At 65.5% G+C, this 17,544-nt stretch carries 21 protein-coding genes; all 21 read right to left on the bottom strand.

Features of this window, described 5'->3' with window-relative positions; genetic code table 11:
• Positions 1 to 16: 16 nt before the first annotated feature.
• The 21 genes from OLW90_RS04710 to prfA all read right to left on the bottom strand — a co-directional run bounded on the left by OLW90_RS04710 (position 17) and on the right by prfA (position 17,543).
• Positions 17 to 1,171, bottom strand: a complete 1,155-nt coding sequence (locus OLW90_RS04710; protein WP_319651598.1) for a THUMP-like domain-containing protein — start codon at positions 1,169 to 1,171, stop codon at positions 17 to 19.
• A gap of 6 nt (positions 1,172 to 1,177) precedes the next feature.
• Complete coding sequence (locus OLW90_RS04705) at positions 1,178 to 1,957, bottom strand: NUDIX hydrolase (RefSeq protein WP_319651597.1); 780 nt, start codon at positions 1,955 to 1,957, stop codon at positions 1,178 to 1,180.
• Positions 1,958 to 1,982: 25 nt separating this feature from the next.
• Entirely contained in the window at positions 1,983 to 2,816 is an 834-nt protein-coding gene (locus OLW90_RS04700; RefSeq protein ID WP_319651596.1) for an ABC transporter ATP-binding protein, read from the bottom strand.
• A 70-nt stretch (positions 2,817 to 2,886) separates the two neighbouring features.
• Positions 2,887 to 3,759: a tetratricopeptide repeat protein gene (locus tag OLW90_RS04695; protein ID WP_319651595.1), complete on the bottom strand. Its 873-nt coding sequence runs from the start codon at positions 3,757 to 3,759 to the stop codon at positions 2,887 to 2,889.
• Between the two features lie 3 nt (positions 3,760 to 3,762).
• Positions 3,763 to 4,071: an MTH1187 family thiamine-binding protein gene (locus tag OLW90_RS04690; RefSeq protein ID WP_319651594.1), complete on the bottom strand. Its 309-nt coding sequence runs from the start codon at positions 4,069 to 4,071 to the stop codon at positions 3,763 to 3,765.
• 60 nt (positions 4,072 to 4,131) lie between these two features.
• Positions 4,132 to 4,386 (bottom strand): hypothetical protein, encoded by a 255-nt coding sequence (locus tag OLW90_RS04685; protein WP_319651593.1) that lies wholly within the window; start codon positions 4,384 to 4,386, stop codon positions 4,132 to 4,134.
• Entirely contained in the window at positions 4,386 to 5,078 is a 693-nt protein-coding gene (gene nucS, locus OLW90_RS04680; RefSeq protein ID WP_319651592.1) for an endonuclease NucS, read from the bottom strand. The genes OLW90_RS04685 and nucS overlap by 1 nt, the downstream gene beginning before the upstream one ends.
• Before the next feature lie 24 nt (positions 5,079 to 5,102).
• On the bottom strand, positions 5,103 to 5,567 hold the full coding sequence (locus OLW90_RS04675; RefSeq protein WP_319651591.1) for a DUF2550 domain-containing protein: 465 nt from the start codon (positions 5,565 to 5,567) through the stop codon (positions 5,103 to 5,105).
• Positions 5,568 to 5,677: 110 nt separating this feature from the next.
• On the bottom strand, positions 5,678 to 6,049 hold the full coding sequence (locus OLW90_RS04670; protein ID WP_319651590.1) for a F0F1 ATP synthase subunit epsilon: 372 nt from the start codon (positions 6,047 to 6,049) through the stop codon (positions 5,678 to 5,680).
• Between the two features lie 7 nt (positions 6,050 to 6,056).
• A complete protein-coding gene (gene atpD, locus OLW90_RS04665; protein ID WP_319651589.1) occupies positions 6,057 to 7,508 on the bottom strand; it encodes a F0F1 ATP synthase subunit beta in 1,452 nt (483 codons plus the stop codon).
• Between the two features lie 2 nt (positions 7,509 to 7,510).
• Positions 7,511 to 8,473, bottom strand: a complete 963-nt coding sequence (locus OLW90_RS04660; protein WP_319651588.1) for a F0F1 ATP synthase subunit gamma — start codon at positions 8,471 to 8,473, stop codon at positions 7,511 to 7,513.
• A gap of 61 nt (positions 8,474 to 8,534) precedes the next feature.
• Complete coding sequence (gene atpA, locus OLW90_RS04655) at positions 8,535 to 10,175, bottom strand: F0F1 ATP synthase subunit alpha (protein ID WP_319651828.1); 1,641 nt, start codon at positions 10,173 to 10,175, stop codon at positions 8,535 to 8,537.
• A 50-nt stretch (positions 10,176 to 10,225) separates the two neighbouring features.
• Positions 10,226 to 11,035 (bottom strand): F0F1 ATP synthase subunit delta, encoded by an 810-nt coding sequence (locus OLW90_RS04650; protein WP_319651827.1) that lies wholly within the window; start codon positions 11,033 to 11,035, stop codon positions 10,226 to 10,228.
• A 5-nt stretch (positions 11,036 to 11,040) separates the two neighbouring features.
• Positions 11,041 to 11,613 (bottom strand): F0F1 ATP synthase subunit B, encoded by a 573-nt coding sequence (locus OLW90_RS04645; RefSeq protein ID WP_319651587.1) that lies wholly within the window; start codon positions 11,611 to 11,613, stop codon positions 11,041 to 11,043.
• Between the two features lie 33 nt (positions 11,614 to 11,646).
• Positions 11,647 to 11,889 (bottom strand): ATP synthase F0 subunit C, encoded by a 243-nt coding sequence (locus OLW90_RS04640; protein ID WP_055122933.1) that lies wholly within the window; start codon positions 11,887 to 11,889, stop codon positions 11,647 to 11,649.
• A 113-nt stretch (positions 11,890 to 12,002) separates the two neighbouring features.
• On the bottom strand, positions 12,003 to 12,821 hold the full coding sequence (atpB, locus tag OLW90_RS04635; RefSeq protein WP_319651586.1) for a F0F1 ATP synthase subunit A: 819 nt from the start codon (positions 12,819 to 12,821) through the stop codon (positions 12,003 to 12,005).
• 364 nt (positions 12,822 to 13,185) lie between these two features.
• Positions 13,186 to 13,608 (bottom strand): hypothetical protein, encoded by a 423-nt coding sequence (locus OLW90_RS04630; protein ID WP_319651826.1) that lies wholly within the window; start codon positions 13,606 to 13,608, stop codon positions 13,186 to 13,188.
• Positions 13,609 to 13,730: 122 nt separating this feature from the next.
• The gene (locus OLW90_RS04625; RefSeq protein WP_319651585.1) at positions 13,731 to 14,900 is read right to left on the bottom strand and encodes an MraY family glycosyltransferase; all 1,170 of its coding nucleotides are present in this window, start codon (positions 14,898 to 14,900) and stop codon (positions 13,731 to 13,733) included.
• Positions 14,901 to 15,587, bottom strand: coding sequence for an L-threonylcarbamoyladenylate synthase (locus OLW90_RS04620; RefSeq protein WP_319651584.1), 687 nt, complete (start codon positions 15,585 to 15,587; stop codon positions 14,901 to 14,903). It lies immediately after the preceding gene.
• A 55-nt stretch (positions 15,588 to 15,642) separates the two neighbouring features.
• Positions 15,643 to 16,473 carry a peptide chain release factor N(5)-glutamine methyltransferase gene (prmC, locus tag OLW90_RS04615; protein WP_319651583.1) on the bottom strand — a complete coding sequence of 277 codons (831 nt, stop codon included), beginning with the start codon at positions 16,471 to 16,473 and terminating at the stop codon, positions 15,643 to 15,645.
• Entirely contained in the window at positions 16,470 to 17,543 is a 1,074-nt protein-coding gene (prfA, locus tag OLW90_RS04610; RefSeq protein WP_319651582.1) for a peptide chain release factor 1, read from the bottom strand. The genes prmC and prfA overlap by 4 nt, the downstream gene beginning before the upstream one ends.
• Position 17,544: the final 1 nt, after the last annotated feature.

The raw sequence follows: 17,544 nt of genomic DNA, 5'->3' as shown, positions 1-17,544 counted from the left end.
AGTGTAGTCAAGGTAGTCAAGCCTCAGTTGTCCGTGGCCCGCAGATCAGGGCCACCCCCTGCCGTCCGATGCGCGTGCACACCACCGCCATCGGGTTAGCCCCCTTGAGCTTCCATTGCTTGCGCAGCGCGTCCGGGTCCACGTCCACCCCGCGCACCAGGATCTCCACCGCGCCCGCGTCGTGCTTTTTCAGGGCCGCCCGCGCCTTTTTTAGCGGCACCATCTCCCTGAACTGAAATCCGCTGCGGCCCCTCGGGAGGCGATCCCCGGTAAGGTAGGCGATGCGCTCGTCGAGCATCCACAGCCCCTCCCGCGCCGCGTAGTGGCGCACCAGGCCCGCGCGCACCACCGCGCCATCGGGGTCGATGATGTAGCGCCCCGGCGCGTCCGCCCCCACCTCGCTGGTGTCCCGGCCCACCACACCCTCATCGGTGAGACGATCTATGCCCCGTGGGCCCACCATCACGGCCTCCCTGCGCACCCCTTCCGCCAGGCCGGGGCTATACAGGCAGGCCTCTTTCACCGCACCGGCCACGCTCGATACGCTCACCAGCCCCTCCCACTCGGAGTAGTCAATGCCCGGCGCGCACTTCACCGCCAGATTGCGCCCCGGGTACGCCGCCACCAGGGCGGGCAGCGGTGGCAGCAACCGGGCGGGATCGCTAATGCGACGCCCTCCCGCTCGCCGGGCCGGGTCCGCCACGATCACGTCCGCGCTGCTGCTGGGGGCCAGGGCATCGGCCCGCAGGATCAGTGCCCCAGGCAGGTTGTGCGCAGCCATGCGGGCCCGCGCCGCGTCCACGTCGGAACCCAGATAGTCCAGGCCCGCCCGGTGGTAGGCATGCCCCTCGGTGCCGATGGAGCAGGTGACGTCGTGCACCACCCCGGCGTGGCGCGCCAGCCTGCGCGCCCGCTCCGCCGCCACCGGGGCCGGGGTGGCCTGCTGGGCGGCGTCGTGATCCGCCAACCAGGTATCCGGGAACTTGCCTGCCCCGGCGCGGCGGGCCTGGATCACCTCCAGGGCGGCGCGGCCGTATTCACCCAGCGCCGTACGGGCATACTCGGCGTCGCTGAGCGCGGTGGCCTTGCTCAGGCCCACCCGGGCGCTCAGCGCGGCGATCTCCTCGCGGTGGCGGTGAATGAACTCCACCTCGGTCAGAGAAAGAGACATAAAAGTTTAGATTCGCTCGTGGAAGGTGGTGGCATAGAACTCGTGGTACTGGGGATCGTGCCGGGGCGCGCCCACCACCGGAGTCATATCCGAGGTTTCCGCCTCCGCCACGGCTTCGGCCACCGTGGCGCACCGGGATAGCCGCATGAGTTGCGCCCAGGTGGGAATCACCAGACGCACCAGGCCGTGCCGCCACCCCTCGATGAGCAGGCGCGGCGAGAACCATCCGGCGGAATCCGCCTCCGGGGAGGCACCATCGGGTTCCTGCCCCACGGGGTGCACCGCCAGGAAGGAATAAGTATCAAAGACCCTGCCCTTCTCCGAGGTTCCCACCCAGCGCGCCCAGGGGTGCAGCAGGCCCGAGTGAACGCGCAGATCGTTGGTGGCGAGCACGTCCGTGAGCGAGAGCCGGTGAGATTCCAGGGCCAGGCGCTCCCCGTGATATGGCGAGGCATCCCCCACCGTGGCCCCGTTGGGGTGCACGGCCAGCAGCGTGCCGGTTTCCTCAAAGAGTTCGCGCACCGCAGCAAAGACCAGCCCGCGCGCGGCGTGGGTATCCGTGCCCAATACCCGCGCGGCGTTATCGGCGGAACTCCCCGCCCACACGTCTCGGTCTCCGCTGTGCTCGCCTATGCGATCTCGCTCGTCCACCCGGCCGCCCGGAAAGACCGTCATGCCAGGGTAGTCCGGCATGGTGGACACGCGCTCCTGCACCCACACTTCAAGCCCCTGGGCGCCATCGCGCACCAGGAGCACCGTGGCGGAGAGCAGCGTCGGTTCTTCCATGCTGGTCTTTCTCTTACGCTGCGGGTCAGGCGTGGCGGTGGGAGCCGCCCCGGCGCGTCCGGCGGGCGAAGTACCGACCCTCCACCTCGGTGAGTTCAATGGACTGGTGGAACGTCCGCGTCAGGTTCTCGCTGGTGAGCACCTGTTCGATGGGGCCCTGGGCGACCACCGCGCCTTCGTCGAGAAGCATGGAGTGGGTAAAGCCCTGCGGAATCTCCTCCACGTGGTGCGTGATCATCACCGTGGCCGGGGAGGTGGGGTCCTCCGCCAGTTCGCTGAGGTGCGCCACCAGGTCCTCGCGCCCGCCGAGATCCATCGCGGCGGTGGGCTCATCAAGGATCAGGATCTCGGGGTCGATCATGAGCGCGCGGGCCAAAAGCACGCGCTTGCGCTCCCCCTCGGACAGCGTGCCCCAGCGGCGCTCGATGAGGTGCATGGCCCCCACCTGCTCCAGAATCTCGTGGGCGCGCTCAAAGTCCTGCTCGTCGTAGCGCTCGCGCCAGCGGCCCAGCACCGCGTAGCCCGCCGAGACCACCAGATCCCCCACCTTCTCCTCGCCGGGAATGCGGTGTGCCAGCGCGGAGGAGGAGATACCGATGGCGGTGCGCAGATCACGCAGGTCGGTGCGCCCCAGTCGCTCGCCCAGGATCCTCACCTGCCCCCGGGAGGGGTATTCCCCGGCGGAGGCGATATTCACCAGGGTGGTCTTGCCCGCGCCATTGGGTCCCACGATCACCCACCGCTCCCCCAACCCCACCTGCCACGTCACCGGGCCAAGGATCGTGGCGCCGCCCCGCGTCACGGAGACGTCCCGGAAATCAATCAACAAGTCCTGGCGTTGCTCATTCACAGCAACCATTTTGGCATAGGTTGGGCGTGAAGTTCCGCATTGCTTATCGACGATCCCGCGACCGACAATAGGTTTCCCCCTAAAACAGGGCGCTGGCCAGGCGCGTCCGCGCCGAGGCCACGGCGGGGTCGGCCGGATCACAGAGCCGGAAAAGTTCCAGCAGGCGCTCCTTGCCGCGTTCCTTCGCCTCCGCCTCCCCCGTGGAGAGCAGCCCCAGGGCGAGATCGAAGGCCTCCTCGATGTGTCCGGCCCACGCCCGCTCATCGGCGCGCGCCAGGGTTTGCTGTGTTTGCTGTGCGGCGCTCTCCTCGGACGCCTCGGTCTGGCGAGTCCTCTGGTACAGCCCCAGGTAGGCCGCCGCCCGCGCGTCCTGCTTGTGCGTGGCCAGCGCCTCGAAGAGCTGGGCTGCCTGCTCGTCTTGCCCCTGAGCGGCCAGGGCGATGGCATAATCCAGCTCGCTGAGTTCGCCCTGCTCCTCCTGCGCGGCGGAGGGGTCCTCCTGCGCCAAACCGGAAAGTTGGCCGCCCACCTGTGCCACCAGGGCGTCCGTCCACTGCTTCAGGGCCTGTCTGGGCTGCCCACCCTCAAAGGAGGTCACCGGGCGGCCCGCCGCCACCGCCACCACCGTGGGCAAAACCTGCACGCCAAAGACCTGCGCCACCTCCGGGGCGCGATCCGCGTCCACGTATCCCACCAGGAACGCCCGCTGCGCCTCCTGCGCCAGGGCGGCCAGGTCCGCCTTCAACTGCTCCGATTCCGGGCTGCGCGCGGTACCCACCAGCACCACCACCGGCACCTGAGTGGAGCGCTGCAACACCGCGGCCTCCAGGTTCCCCGCGCTCACCTCCGTGAGCACCGGCACCTCCCCCGCGGGAGTCTCGCGCGCCTCCGCCGCGGCCTTGACCTGGCTCAGATCCACCGCGCCGTACATAAACCTATCCGGTGCCGTCATGATTTATTGTTCTCCCTTCAAACGCTTCTCCACCGATTCCACCTTGCCCCGCAACTGATTGACGTGCCCGGGGCGAATATCCGCCTTGAGCACCAGGGATACCCGGGGAGATACCGCCAGGACGGCCTCGGAGGCCTCCTTGACCACCGCCATCACCTCGTCCCACTCCCCCTCGATCAGCGTGAACATGGCATTGGTCTCATTGGGCAAACCCGAGGCACGCACCACCGCCACGGCCTGCGCGACCGCGTCGGCCATCTCCGCGTCTTTGCCGGGAGTCTGCGTGGGTGCCACAGAAAAGGCTACGATCATGCGGCCCACTCTACTAGCGAGGTTCCGCCCTCAGCGCGGCCACTCTCAGTCCTGCCGATCTCAGCGCAGCCGCTCGAAACAAAAGCGGTGCCAGTGCCGCCGCTCCTGTGCCCCGCCCTCCACCGGCCAGGCCACCACGTGCGCCATGCGCGGCGGAATGATCTGGTGGCACCCCGGGCAGCGATATTCCTTCAGCGCGCGCTCCGCCGTGATCGGGCGCATCATATAGCCCCCGACGCTGGTGGTATCCCATACCGCCCCCAAGGGGCGATGAGCGGGGCGCGGGGCGCTGCGGCGGGAGCGTCTCTTAGCCATCAGAAAAGCCGCAACTCATCGCTCTCAATGCCACGCAATTCCTGATAATCCAGCACCACGCACCGAATACCGCGATCCTCCGCCAGGGTGCGCGCCTGCGGCTTGATCTCCTGGGCTGCAAACACACCCCGCACGGGGGCCAACAGGGAATCTCGGTTGAGCAACTCCAGATACCGGCTGAGTTGCTCCACGCCGTCGATACCGCCGCGACGCTTGATCTCCACCGCCACGGTGGCCTGCTGGGAATCCCGGCACAGAATATCCACCGGGCCAATGGCCGTGGGGTACTCGCGGCGAATCAGGCTATAGCCCTCCCCCAGGGTGTCAATGTTCTCCGCCAGGAGTTCCTGCAAGTGCGCCTCCACGCCATCCTTGACCAGGCCGGGGTCCTCCCCCAGGTCAAAGGAGGCCTCGTGATGAATCTCCTCGATGGTGATGCGCAGTTGCTCCCCCTTGGAGTTTTCCACGATCCACAGGCGCGCCCCGGTTTCCTCCCCGTCCTCGCCCTCGATGGGCAGATCGCTCAAGGTACACGGCGGAGTCATCCAATTCAGGGGCTTATAAGCGCGGTCATCGGCATGAACGCTCACCGAGCCATCGGCCTTGACCAAGAGCAGCCGATCCGCCAGGGGCAAGTGAGCCTCCAGGCGACCAACGTAATCCACCGAGCAATGAGCGATAACTAAGCGCATAAGCACCCACCCTATCCGAGCGGGCTATCGACGCCTCAGATGGGTGATCCTGCGCTTGAGCACCCGATAATTGGGCCGCTCCTGGCGCACATCCGGGGCCGATTCCAGCCATGCCCGCAGGGCCATCTCCGTGCGCATATCCACGGCGACCTCCCACTGCTCGTTGCCGTGCTCCATTACCACGATCCGGCTGCCTTCAGCCATAAAAGAGGCCTCGCGCGCGCTCATATCGCGGTGCGAGGCAAGGTGAAGCGCCTGGCGATCAAAGATCACATCGGCCACGGGCGCAAGCGAACGCAACTTGTAGTACCGAAGTTCCTCCCCCTCGTACCGCACCAGGCCATGACGCCAGCCGTGCGTGCCGGAGGCTGGCAACGGACGCAGCACCACCGTGGTGCCCCGCGAACGCAGACCAAAAAAACGCCACGCCGCCAGGGCCAGGACGATCCCCACCAGAGCCACAACCAACCACACGGCGATGTCACCCACGCGGCACACACCTCTTTTCACCCGCTAACCAGCCACTATATTGGGAAAATTGTACTAAAAAGCCCTCCCCTGGGCGAACCCGCGGGAGGGCTTTTGAACAAGAGAGCAGACTATGCCTGCGCTAAACGACGCTGCGCCTTCAACGCGGCGTCGGCGCGGCTGCGCAGCAGGTCATCCTGCGAACCCAGATCCGCCTGTGCGGCGGCCACGTCCACATCGGTGGCCCACACTGCGTAATCGGCAAGGATAATCACCTTCTGCGCCGACACGGAGAGGAACCCACCCTGGACGGCCGCCACGAGGCGATCGCCGTCCACGGGACGAATGGTGACCACGCCATTCTCAACCAACTGGCCGAGCATGGGCTCGTGGCCGGGCAGCACGCCGATCTCACCCTCGGTGGTCTCGGCCGTGACAATGCTGGCCTCGCCGCACCACAGCTTCTTCTCCACGGAGACCAATTCTACGGTGATGGCAGCCATGACTCTCCTACTTCTCGGTCAGCTTCTTGTATGCAGCCTCGACGTCGTCCAGACCGCCCAGGTTGCTGAAGGCCTGCTCCGGGTAGGCGTCAAAATCGCCGTTGCAGATGCGCTCGAAGGCGTCGATCGTCTCGGACAGCGGGACGTACGAGCCCGGATCGCCGGTGAACTTCTGGGCCACAAAGAAGTTCTGGCCCAGGAAGCGCTGGATACGGCGGGCACGCTGCACCGTGATCTTGTCCTCCTCGGAAAGCTCGTCCATACCGAGGATCGCGATAATATCCTGCAACTCCTTGTTCTTTTGCAGAATGTTAATCACGCGCTGCGCCACCTCGTAGTGCCGCTCGCCCACGATGCTGGGCTCCAGGATACGAGAGGTAGAGGTCAGCGGGTTCACGGCCGGGTAAATACCCTTGGAGGCGATGGAACGGTCAAGCTCCGTGGTCGCGTCCAGGTGGGCGAAGGTGGTGGCCGGGGCGGGGTCGGTGTAGTCATCCGCAGGCACGTACACGGCCTGAAGAGAGGTAATCGACTTACCCTTGGTGGAGGTAATGCGCTCCTGGAGCACACCCATCTCATCGGCCAGGGTCGGCTGGTAACCCACGGCGGAGGGCATACGGCCCAGCAGCGTGGACACCTCGGAACCGGCCTGGGTGAAGCGGAAGATGTTATCGATGAAGAGCAGCACGTCCTGGTGCTGCACGTCACGGAAGTACTCCGCCATGGTCAGACCGGACAGGGCCACGCGCATACGCACTCCCGGCGGCTCGTCCATCTGGCCGAACACCAGGGCGGTATCTTGCAGCACGCCCATCTCCTCCATCTCGAGGAAGAGGTCCGTGCCCTCACGGGTGCGCTCGCCCACGCCGGCGAACACGGAGGTACCGGAGAACTCGCGGGCGATACGGGTAATCATCTCCTGGATCAGCACCGTCTTGCCCACGCCGGCGCCGCCGAAGAGGCCGATCTTGCCGCCCTTCACGTACGGGGTCAGCAGGTCAATAACCTTGATGCCCGTCTCCAGGATCTCGGTCTTGCCCTCAAGCTGATCGAAGGGGGGCGGGTCGCGGTGGATACCCCAGCGCTCCACGTCGGCATCGCTGTTAATCTCCGGCGCATCCAGGCAGTCGCCCAGGGCGTTAAAGACGTGGCCCTTGACCACGTCGCCCACCGGCACCGAAATGGGGAAGCCGCTGTCCTTGACCTCGGCGCCACGGATCAGACCATCGGTGGGAGCCATGGAAATGGTGCGCACGAGGTTATCGCCCAAGTGCTGCGCCACCTCAAGGGTGATGGTCTTGGCCACCGCTTCGAGGGTAACCTCCACCGTCAGCGCGTTGTACAGCGCCGGGAGCTCGCCACGTGGAAACTCCACATCGACGACAGCACCGATGACGCGCACAACACGGCCGGCGGTGGTCGCCTGCTGTGCATTGTGCTCACTGAGAGCTGTACTCATAATTAGTCACTTTCTCCGCTTTCGGCGAGCGCGCCAGCGCCACCGACGATCTCTGTGATTTCCTGGGTGATCTGCGCCTGACGTGCCTGGTTGGCCACGCGGGAAAGGTCATTGACCAACGCGGTGGCGTTATCAGTAGCAGACTTCATGGCGGTACGGCGCGAGGCCGATTCCGCGGCGGCGGCTTCGAGGAAAATCGAAAACAGGCTGCGCGAGACGTACTTGGGCAGCAGCGCCTCCAGCAGCGTGTCCGGATCGGGTTCAAACTCGTAATCCGGCTCCGCCGTCCCTGCCGTAGAAAGAAGATCCTCGCCCTTTTCCAGGGGAACGTCCTCAAAAACCGGCTCGATGGGCAGCAACTGGTGTGCCCGGGCCGTCTGCGTCAGCATGGACACAAACTCGGTGTACACCACGTGCACCTGGTCAAAGCCCTGGGCATCGGCCACGCCCTCGCGGGTCTGCGCGGTTCCCGCGGAACCCGCCAGGAAGCCCTGCACGATGTGCTGGCGCACGTCATGCGTGGCATCCCAACTGGGATCCTGGGAGAATCCGGCCCACGATCCCGCGACGGCCTCGCCGCGGAAGTCGTAGTACCCAATGCCCTTGGTGCCGGTGACAAACCGAACCACCTCGTAGCCGCTATCCTCCAACATGCGGGTCAGCTCGGCGGCCTTCTTGAGCACGTTGTGGTTATAGCCACCACACATGCCGCGATCCGAGGTCACCACGAGGACGGCCGCAACCTTGCCGTTTTCACGCTTGCGGAGCATGGGGTGATCGAGGGAACTCGCCGCAGCGAGCCGCTCCACCACGCTTTGAATCTCCGTTGCGTACGGCGCCGCAGCCTGAACGCGCCCCTGCGCCTTAGTAATGCGCGAGGTAGCGATCAGCTCCTGGGCCTTGGTGATCTTCTTGGTGGAATTGACCGACCGGATACGGTCGCGCAGTTCTCGAAGATTAGCCATGGAATACCCTCCTCCCTTCTTGCTTGATGACGGTCATGGTATTCGGAATCATCTCCGCTACTTAGGCCGTCTTAGCACGGGAGACGTTGAGCTGGTTCTTCTTCACCTCGGAAGAATCCAGGGCGTCCACCTCGGGCTCGTTGATCACGGGGGTGCCATCGCTGGTGCGGAAGGAGGCCGTGAAGTCCTGCGAAGCCGCAAGCAGGGCCTGCTTGGACTCGTCGCTAAGTGCCGCGCCGCCGTCGATCTGGTCAAAGACCTGCGGGGCGTTGGCGCGCAGGTACTCCTGCAACTCCGCCTCGAAGCGACGCACATCCGCCACCGGCACCACGTCAAAGACGCCCTCGCCGGCCAACCAAATGGAGACCATCTGGTACTCCACCGGCTGCGGGGAGCTCTCCGGCTGCTTCAGCAGCTCCACGAGGCGCTGGCCGCGCTCAAGCTGCGCCTTGGACGCAGCATCGAGATCGGACGCGAAGGTAGCAAAGGCCTCCAGGTCGCGGTACGCGGCGAGATCCAGACGCAGCGAACCGGCAACCTTCTTCATACCCTTGGTCTGCGCCGCGCCACCCACACGGGAAACGGACACACCGACGTTAATAGCCGGGCGCACACCCTGGTTGAACAGATCGGACTCCAGGAACACCTGGCCGTCCGTAATGGAGATCACGTTGGTGGGAATGAAGGCGGAAACGTCGTTCGCCTTCGTCTCAATGATCGGCAGGGCCGTCATCGAACCCGCGCCCATGTCATCCGACAACTTGGCCGCACGCTCCAGCAGGCGGGAGTGCAGGTAGAACACGTCACCGGGGTATGCCTCGCGTCCCGGGGGACGGCGCAGCAGCAGGGAGATCGCGCGGTAGGCCTCGGCCTGCTTGGTCAGATCATCGTAAATCACCAAGACGTGGTTGCCCTGGTACATCCAGTGCTGGCCCAGGGCAGCACCGGCGAAGGGAGCCAGCCACTTGAAGCCGGCGGCGTCGGAAGCCGGAGCGGCCACGATGGTGGTGTACTCCAGGGCGCCCTTCTCCTCCAGGGTGCGACGCACCGCGGCGATCGTGGAGCCCTTCTGGCCCACGGCGACGTAGATGCAGCGCACCTGCTTGTTCTTATCGCCGGACTCCCAGTTGGCCTTCTGGTTCAAGATGGTGTCAATGCAGACGGCCGTCTTGCCCGTCTTACGGTCACCAATGATCAACTGGCGCTGGCCGCGGCCGATCGGCGTCATGGCGTCGATGGCCTTGATGCCGGTCTGCATGGGCTCCTCCACGGGCTGACGCTGCAACACCGTGGGGGCCTGAAGCTCCAGCACGCGGTTCTCCTCGGCGTTGATCGCGCCGAGGCCGTCGATGGGGTGACCCAGGGGGTTAATTACGCGGCCGAGGAACTCGTCACCGACCGGAATGGACAGGACCTCGCCGGTCCTCGTGACCTCGTCGCCCTCCTTGAGGGACTCGAAGTTACCCAGAACCACCACACCGATGGAATCGGTCTCAAGGTTCTGCGCGACGCCAATCACGCCGCCGGGGAACTCAAGCAGCTCGTTGGTCATTGCGGAAGGCAGACCCGAAACCTGGGCAATGCCATCAGCCGTGGAAATGACCACGCCGACCTCCTCACGGGAGGCCTCCGCGGAGAAGCTCGAGGTGTAGTTCGCTATCGCGCTACGAATCTCATCGGAGGAGATCGTCAGCTCCGCCATGTTCTTCCTGCTCTCGGTTGAATCGTGCAAATCGTCAATTTTCTCTGGTCCTAGGCAAGCTGGGCACGGAGCCTACGGATCTTGCCGGCGGTGGAGCCGTCAATACGCTCATCGCCAACGCGGATCGTCATGCCGCCGAGGAGGGACTCATCCACCTCGGTAAACACGTCCATCTCCGCACCGTAAATGCGCCCCAGTTTCTGGGCAAGCGCCTGCTTTTGCTCCTCGCTCAGCGGCCCCGCCGAGGTCACCTTGGCTACCTTGCGGCCTCGCAGGTGCGCGGCCTCGGCGGCCAGGGCCGCAATATCGTCGATGGGGTTGTGCTCCGGGCGACCAATCACCTGAAGCGCCAGCGCCTCGGTGTACTTGCTCACCTTTCCATAGAGCACATTCGCCAGCAGACCCCGCTGCCGGGAACGCGCCACAGCGCGCTCGGACAGCAATTGCGTCAGCTCGGGGTGGCGCTCCAGGAGGCGGCTGAGTTCAAAAAGCTCACCCTCCACCTGCTCCAGCGTGCCCTCCAGCTCCGCGCCCCGCAGCAGCGCTCGGCGGCCCAAGACCACCAAGCCCGTGCGGAACTCACGCGGGGTGGACCAGCGCGCACCGGCGGATTCCTTGAGCACCGTCAGCGTCTCCGGGGACACCTTGCCGTTAAAAACTTCGGCAATGAGGCCCTGGCGCTGCTCGGCGGTGGAGGAAGCCTCCGCCACCGCCACGCGCAGCCCGCGGTTATCGTCAAGGAACTCAACGGCATCAAAGAGCTCGGCACCCAGGGTGGCGGCCGTGACCACGGAACCAGAAATCTGGGTGTCCAGGCTCTGTGCTACCTCTGCCAGTGCTTTGCGGCTCGCTGCGTGCATATCGCTCACTTTCCTGCCGGGGCAACGGAATCGAGGTCCGCCAGGAAGGAGTCGATGGTGCCCGAGCGCTTGGTGGCCTCGGAAAGCTCGCCACCGAGCAGCTTCTCGGCCAGGTTGATGGAGTTCTGCCCCATCTCCTGACGCAACTCGGTGATCACCTGCTGGCGGGAAGCCTGAAGCTGCTTCTCACCGGACTCGATGATGCGGTTGGACTCCTCCGCCGCCTGGGCCTTCATCTCGGCCTCGATCTGCTTGCCGCGCTCGCGGGCCTGCTCGCGGATCTCCGCGGCCTCCGCACGGGCGTCGGAAAGCTGGGCGTTGTACTTCTCTAGGGCCGCCTTGGCTTCAGCCTGTGCGGCCTCCGCGCGCTGGATTCCACCCTGAATCCTGTCCTCGCGTTCGGTCAGAACCTCTTGGAACTTAGGAAGAACGAGCTTCCAGAAGAGAACCAGGACAACAAGGAAGCAAACGGCGGACCAGACGATGTCATACGGCATGGGCAGCATGGGGTTATTGCCCGTGGAAAGGGGCAAATCCCGCTCAGTCCCCGCCGCGAGAACGCTTAATACGTCCGTCATCTGTAATGGACCCTTCGTTTCGTGGCTGACTTGTTACAGGATGAAGCCGGCAACAAGGCCGATGAGGGCGAGGGCCTCGGTGAAGGCGATGCCCAGGAACATCGTGGTACGAAGCTGGCCGGCCATCTCGGGCTGGCGAGCCATGCCCTCCAGGGCCTTGCCCACGAGGATACCGATACCGATACCGGGGCCGATGGCAGCCAGGCCGTAGCCGATGGCGCCGTAACCCTGCACCTTGGCGGCTTCGTCAGCGGCAACGAGGATGATGTCTTGCATTTCTAGTCTTTCCCTTTCGTATTGCTCGGCCCCAGGACGTGAATCCAAGGCAGTTCTGCGGCCGAACGAGAAGTGTGTGGGGTTAGGGCCGTCCCTGATCGGGACGATAAGGATCAGTGTTCATCTGCATGCAACGACAATTCGATGTACACGGCCGACAGCAGGGCGAAGATGTACGCCTGCAAGAAAATGACCAGTATTTCGAAGAGCGTAAACGCGACGGCGGCAACAAGGGTCACTGCCGACATAGCCGTCCAACCATTGAACTGGAAGAAGAAGAAGTTGGTGGCGGAGAACAGCAGAACAAGGATCATGTGACCGGCCAGCATATTCGCCATCAGACGAATGGTGAGCGTGGCCGGGCGCAGGATAAAGGTGGAGAAGAACTCGATCGGCACCACCAGAACGTGGAGGAGCGGAGGCAAGTTCGGGATCACCACGGAGGACTTCACAAACTTGAAGAACCCGTAGCGCTTCGCACCCGCGTAGATGAACACCAAGTATCCCGCCACCGCCAGCACCAGAGGCATACCGATGCGGGCGTTGGGCGAGATATTGAGGCCCGGAATGATAGCGGGAAGGTTCATCGCAAAGACGAGGAAGAATACCGTGGCAATGAAGGGAAGGAAACGGCGCCCCTCCTTCTTGCCAAGGATGTCCTCAGCGATGTGGACCCGCACAAAGTCCAGGCAGATCTCCGCGAAGTTCTGCACCCCAGACGGAACCAGCTTGGGGTTCCGCATGGCTATGACGAAAAAGAGTGCAATGACTGCCGCCATCAGAAGGCGGACGAACATCAGACGGTCTAGCGCGAACCAGTCATTGGCGAAGCCGGTCAGCCACAGGCCAACCGGGTCGCCGTTCTCGTTCACATGCCCCGGGAAGAATTCGTGATCCAGTGAAGGCGGGTGAAACTCGCCTTTAAAGGCCAAAGTTGTAACGCTCAGCGATCTCTCCCGTGTTCGGGCCGTGGGGAGACGAACTCCCACGGTGCGATGGACGTCTTACATGCTCACTGGCTCCGCCGTGGACTCCGTCGCACGTCTACGAAACGAAACCAGGGGTAGGACCTCGCCCCTCACGCAGCCTCACGCTGCTAAGAAAAACGACGGCCGGGTTACCCGCGCTACATAGTATCAGGTGTGGAGGTAATTCACTTATCCGGCTTCACCCCCGTTTTCGGGTGCTTCACAGATCGGCCCCAGCGGGTGCACCATTTTCCCCAGCGCTACCCCAGCACCGGCATGGCGCGACCCCAGAAAGTCCCCGCCTAGCGGCGCCACCCCCGCGCCCCGATTATGAGGCGGGATTGGTATAGGTCACCCGCGAGGTCAGCACGCCCCAGGTTTCCGTGGCCAGCACCACCACCAGCACCACCACCACGGTCACCAGCAGCGCCCAGCGATCGTAGAAGTCAAGGCCGGAGATCCCCCACATCACCAGCATCACCAGCACGAGTTTAAGCAGCCAACTGCCCAGCACCACCGCCCCGGTGGTCTGCGGGGAGGTCCGCGAGGTCAGCAGCACGCTGGCCACCGTCATGAGCACAAAGCCGCCCCCCACGGCGGCCCCCACCAGCACGCCCCACACGCCGGGGGTGCCCGCGATCCACCCCCACAGCGCCAGGGACACCACCGTGATCACGGCCAGGGCAATGCTGCCCAAGCGCAGGGCGCGCAACAGCGGACGGCGGGGATCGTCAAAGTTTTCTTCTTGCACGTCACTCACCCCGCCGAGTCTACCCACGCCCGCCCCATCCGATCGACGCCGCCACCGGCAGCGACACCGTCCCCCATCCCAGCGACCTCGGCGGCCCCAACCACACCCCAACTACGCACCCATTACTCAGCCCCCGCCGCAACCGCAGCCGCCCGCGCGGCCCGCCTGCGGCGTCGCAAGGGCACCGCCGTGAGCCCGGCCGCCGCCAGCAGCGCTATCGCGGTGCCCACCACGGCCACGAGCGGCGGCACCACGGAGAAGGACACCGCCCCGAAGGCCACCACCGATACCCAGAGATAGAGCACCAGCACGGTGCGCCGGTGGGTGTGCCCCAGGGAGAGCAGCCGGTGGTGCAGGTGGAGGCGGTCGGCCGCAAAGGGGGAACGCCCCTTGGACAGGCGGCGCACCACCGCCATCACGAGGTCCAGCACGGGGACGAACACGGCCGCGAGCACCACGATGAGCGGGCTCATCAGCGCGATCACGTCCACCGCTCCGTAGAGGGACATGTTGATCTTGCCCGAGGCCGAGGTTGAGGCCGCCGCCAACAGCAGGCCGATCAGCATGGCCCCGGAATCCCCCATGAAAATCCGCGAGGGTTCAAAGTTATGCGGCAGAAAGCCCGCGCACATGCCCACCAATCCCGCCGCGATGATCGCCGGGGGGTAGGCGGAGACCGTTCCGCCCTGATCGTGCAGGACGGTAAGCGAAAAGAGCAGGATCGCGCCACCGGCAATCATGCCGAGGCCCGCGGCGAGCCCATCGAGACCGTCCACGAAGTTCACGGCGTTGATAAGCAGCACCGTAAGGAAAACGGTCAAGATTGTGGACTGGACTTGATCGAGGACCACCGTGGTTCCCTCCCCCACGGGGAAATACAGGAGCGTCCAGGAAAGCCCCAGCAGGCTCATCGCTACCGCGCTTAGGAGTTGTCCGATTAACTTGGTCAGCGCGTCGAGTTCGTAGAGATCATCGACGATCCCCACCAGCACGATGGCCACGCCCGCCCACACCACGGCGTTCATCTCCGGGGTGATCGGCATGAAGCCGCGGGTCAGCGCGGGTAACTGATTGGCCACCAACACGGCGGAGAGAAAGCCCGTGAACATCGCCACCCCGCCCAGGCTGGGGGTGGGCTGCACGTGCACGTCTCGGGCGCGGATTTCCGCCACCCGTCCCGAGCGCAGCACCAGGTAGCGCACCGCCCCGGTGGTCAGGAAGGTCACGGCGGCGGCCACCAGGAGCACCAACCCCAGTTCCCGCAGGGGCACGCCCTCCATGCCCACCCCCATCTAGGCCGCTCCCCCGGATTCCGGCGCGCGTCCCTCCGCCCGCAACTGAGCCACGGGAAGTCCCAGCACCTCCGCGATCTCCTCGGCGCCGATCGCGCCCTCGCGCAGGATCTCCGGGGTGTTCCCCGTGAGGTCCACGATGGTGGAGGGCTTGCCCACGGTGGCGCGCCCGGCGTCGAGGTAGGTATCCACGGCGTCGCCAAGTTGGCGCTGCGCCTCCCCTGCCGTGGTGGGTGGCTGGTGCCCGTGGAGATTCGCGGAGGAGACGGCCATGGGGCCGACCTCGCGGAGGAGTTGCACCGCCACCGGGTGATTGGGCATGCGCACCATCACGGTGCCGTTGGTATCGCCCAGGTTCCAGGGCAGCGAGGGGGCCTGGCGCACCACCAGGGAGAGCCCGCCCGGCCAGAACGCCTCCACGAGGGTGCGCGCGGTCTGGCTCATGGAGTCCACCAGCCCGGCGAGGGTATCCCAGGAGCCCACCAGCACCGGCACCGGATAGTCCGGGCCACGCCGCTTGGCCGCCAGCAGGGCCGCCACCGCCTCGTTATTAAAGGCATCTGCGCCAATGCCGTAAAGGGTGTCGGTGGGCAGCACCACCAATTTTCCCTCCCGCGCGCTGTGCGCCGCGGCGGCGATGGTCTGTGCTCGGGTGCGGGCGTCCATGCAACTCACGATGGCCCCCATAGGGCGTACCCCTTTCCTCCCCTGTGCGGGACGCGGCAATACATACGGCAATAGGTCAGTTGCTCAGTTTACTCGCTGTGACAAAACGTTCCCTACCGGAGAGATCCCGCACCGCCACCGGGGCGCTCAGCCCGGGGCAGCGCGACACCACGCGAGCCACGTCCCGCGCCGTGGCATCATCGTGCTCTATGCCCAGGTATCCCCCGGGGGCCAGCAGCGCGGCGGCGGGTTCCACCAGGCGATTAATCACACTCATGCCGTCCGCACCGGCAAAGACGGCCTCGTGCGGATCGTGATAGACCTCGGCGGGCAGGTCGTCCGCCTCCGGCACATACGGGGGATTGCTCACCACCACGCTCGCCCGGCCCACCAGGTCGGCCACCACGCGAAGATCCGTGGCGTCTCCCTCCCGGAGTTCCACGCCCAGGGGTTCGAGGTTGCGCCGCGCCCAGGCCGCCGCCTTAGGGCTGCGTTCCACGGCGACCACCTGGGCGTCGGCACGCGCGTGGGCGATATACGCCGCCAGCGCGCCCGAGCCGGTACACAGGTCCACCACCAGGGGCTTATCGACGCCCCGCAGCGCCCCCACCGCCCAATCCGCCAGCACCTCCGTCTCGGGGCGGGGAATAAACACCCCCGGCCCCACCGCCAGGGTCAGCGGCCCGAAGGGGGCCCGACCCAGGATGTACTGAAGCGGCTCCCGGCGGGCGCGGCGGCGCACCAGATCCCCGTATTCCGGGGGTAGGGTCGCCTCTCGCCAGCCCACCTCCAGCAGCGAGCAACCCAGCAGGTGCGCCGCGATCTCCCGGGCATCCACCTCCGGGCTGGGCACCCCGGCGCGGGCCAGCTCAGCACTAGCGCGAGCAAGTTCTGCGCGCAGGGTCATTCTGCCTCAAGGCGCTCGGCGCGCTCGGCGGCCTGCAAGGCGGTGAAGAGATCGTCCAGGTTGCCGTCGAGCACCTGGTCAAGGTTATTGGCCTTAAACCCAATGCGGTGATCGGAAATGCGATTCTCCGGCCAGTTATAGGTGCGGATCCGCTCGGAACGATCCATCGTGCGCACCTGCTTGGCGCGCCCCTCGGCCGCTTGGGCCTCCGCCTCGTCCTCCTTCATCTGCTGGAGGCGCGCGGCCAGCACCTGCATGGCGCGGGCCTTGTTCTGAATCTGCGAGCGCTCCTTCTGGCAGGTCACCACCAGGCCCGTGGGCAGGTGCGTGATGCGCACGGCGGAGTCCGTGGTGTTCACGCCCTGGCCGCCCTTGCCGGAGGAGCGGTACACATCGACGCGAATGTCCTTATCGTCGATCTCCACCTGCTCCACCTCGTCCGGCTCCGGGTACACCAGCACGCCCGCCGCCGAGGTCTGGATGCGCCCCTGGGACTCGGTCACCGGCACGCGCTGCACGCGGTGCACCCCGCCCTCGAACTTGAATACGCTCCACGCGCCGTCGCGCGAGGGGTTCTTGGCCCGGATAGACAAGGTCATGTCCTTGACCCCGCCCAGATCGGACTCCGCCAGACCCAGGATCTCGTAGGAGAAATCGTGCTTATCGGCGTACTTCTCATACATGCGCACCAGATCACCGGCAAAGAGCGCGGCCTCCTCACCGCCCGCGCCGGCCTTGATCTCCATGATGATGTCATCGCCATCGTGGGGGTCACGGGGAGCCAGCAGGTCCGCCAGCTTCTCCTCCAGCTCCACCCGGGCGGCCTCCAGGCGCTCGGCCTCCGCCTGAAACTCCCGATCCTCGCGCGCCATCTCGCGGGCGTCCTCCAGGTCGGTGCGCACCTGCTCCAGGTCGGTGGCCACCTTCACGATGGGCTGAAGCTGGGTATAGCGCTTGGAGAGTTTACGGAACTGCGCTTGATCCCCGATCACCTCGGGATCGGCCATCTGCGCCTCGATGCCCTTATACTCAGAGAGCACGTCATCGACGGCTGAAACCTGATCCGCCATC

Source organism: Corynebacterium sp. 21KM1197, assembly GCF_033783015.1.
Lineage (GTDB): Bacteria > Actinomycetota > Actinomycetes > Mycobacteriales > Mycobacteriaceae > Corynebacterium.
The sequence above is the reverse complement of the archived record's forward strand: the minus strand, read 5'-3'. Positions and strand labels throughout refer to the sequence as shown.

Bases quoted from the DNA above. Each gene is read 5' to 3' on its own strand.
- atpD (WP_319651589.1), bottom strand. From the start codon at position 7,508: ATGAGTACAGCTCTCAGTGAGCACAATGCACAGCAGGCGACCACCGCC.
- prfA (WP_319651582.1), bottom strand. From the start codon at position 17,543: ATGGCGGATCAGGTTTCAGCCGTCGATGACGTGCTCTCTGAGTATAAG.
- OLW90_RS04710 (WP_319651598.1), bottom strand. From the start codon at position 1,171: ATGTCTCTTTCTCTGACCGAGGTGGAGTTCATTCACCGCCACCGCGAG.
- prmC (WP_319651583.1), bottom strand. From the start codon at position 16,473: ATGACCCTGCGCGCAGAACTTGCTCGCGCTAGTGCTGAGCTGGCCCGC.
- OLW90_RS04640 (WP_055122933.1), bottom strand. From the start codon at position 11,889: ATGCAAGACATCATCCTCGTTGCCGCTGACGAAGCCGCCAAGGTGCAG.
- OLW90_RS04685 (WP_319651593.1), bottom strand. From the start codon at position 4,386: ATGGCTAAGAGACGCTCCCGCCGCAGCGCCCCGCGCCCCGCTCATCGC.
- OLW90_RS04660 (WP_319651588.1), bottom strand. From the start codon at position 8,473: ATGGCTAATCTTCGAGAACTGCGCGACCGTATCCGGTCGGTCAATTCC.
- OLW90_RS04645 (WP_319651587.1), bottom strand. From the start codon at position 11,613: ATGACGGACGTATTAAGCGTTCTCGCGGCGGGGACTGAGCGGGATTTG.
- OLW90_RS04620 (WP_319651584.1), bottom strand. From the start codon at position 15,587: ATGGGGGCCATCGTGAGTTGCATGGACGCCCGCACCCGAGCACAGACC.
- OLW90_RS04625 (WP_319651585.1), bottom strand. From the start codon at position 14,900: ATGGGGGTGGGCATGGAGGGCGTGCCCCTGCGGGAACTGGGGTTGGTG.
- atpA (WP_319651828.1), bottom strand. From the start codon at position 10,175: ATGGCGGAGCTGACGATCTCCTCCGATGAGATTCGTAGCGCGATAGCG.
- OLW90_RS04670 (WP_319651590.1), bottom strand. From the start codon at position 6,049: ATGGCTGCCATCACCGTAGAATTGGTCTCCGTGGAGAAGAAGCTGTGG.
- OLW90_RS04700 (WP_319651596.1), bottom strand. From the start codon at position 2,816: ATGGTTGCTGTGAATGAGCAACGCCAGGACTTGTTGATTGATTTCCGG.
- OLW90_RS04705 (WP_319651597.1), bottom strand. From the start codon at position 1,957: ATGGAAGAACCGACGCTGCTCTCCGCCACGGTGCTCCTGGTGCGCGAT.
- nucS (WP_319651592.1), bottom strand. From the start codon at position 5,078: ATGCGCTTAGTTATCGCTCATTGCTCGGTGGATTACGTTGGTCGCCTG.
- OLW90_RS04695 (WP_319651595.1), bottom strand. From the start codon at position 3,759: ATGACGGCACCGGATAGGTTTATGTACGGCGCGGTGGATCTGAGCCAG.
- OLW90_RS04690 (WP_319651594.1), bottom strand. From the start codon at position 4,071: ATGATCGTAGCCTTTTCTGTGGCACCCACGCAGACTCCCGGCAAAGAC.
- OLW90_RS04650 (WP_319651827.1), bottom strand. From the start codon at position 11,035: ATGCACGCAGCGAGCCGCAAAGCACTGGCAGAGGTAGCACAGAGCCTG.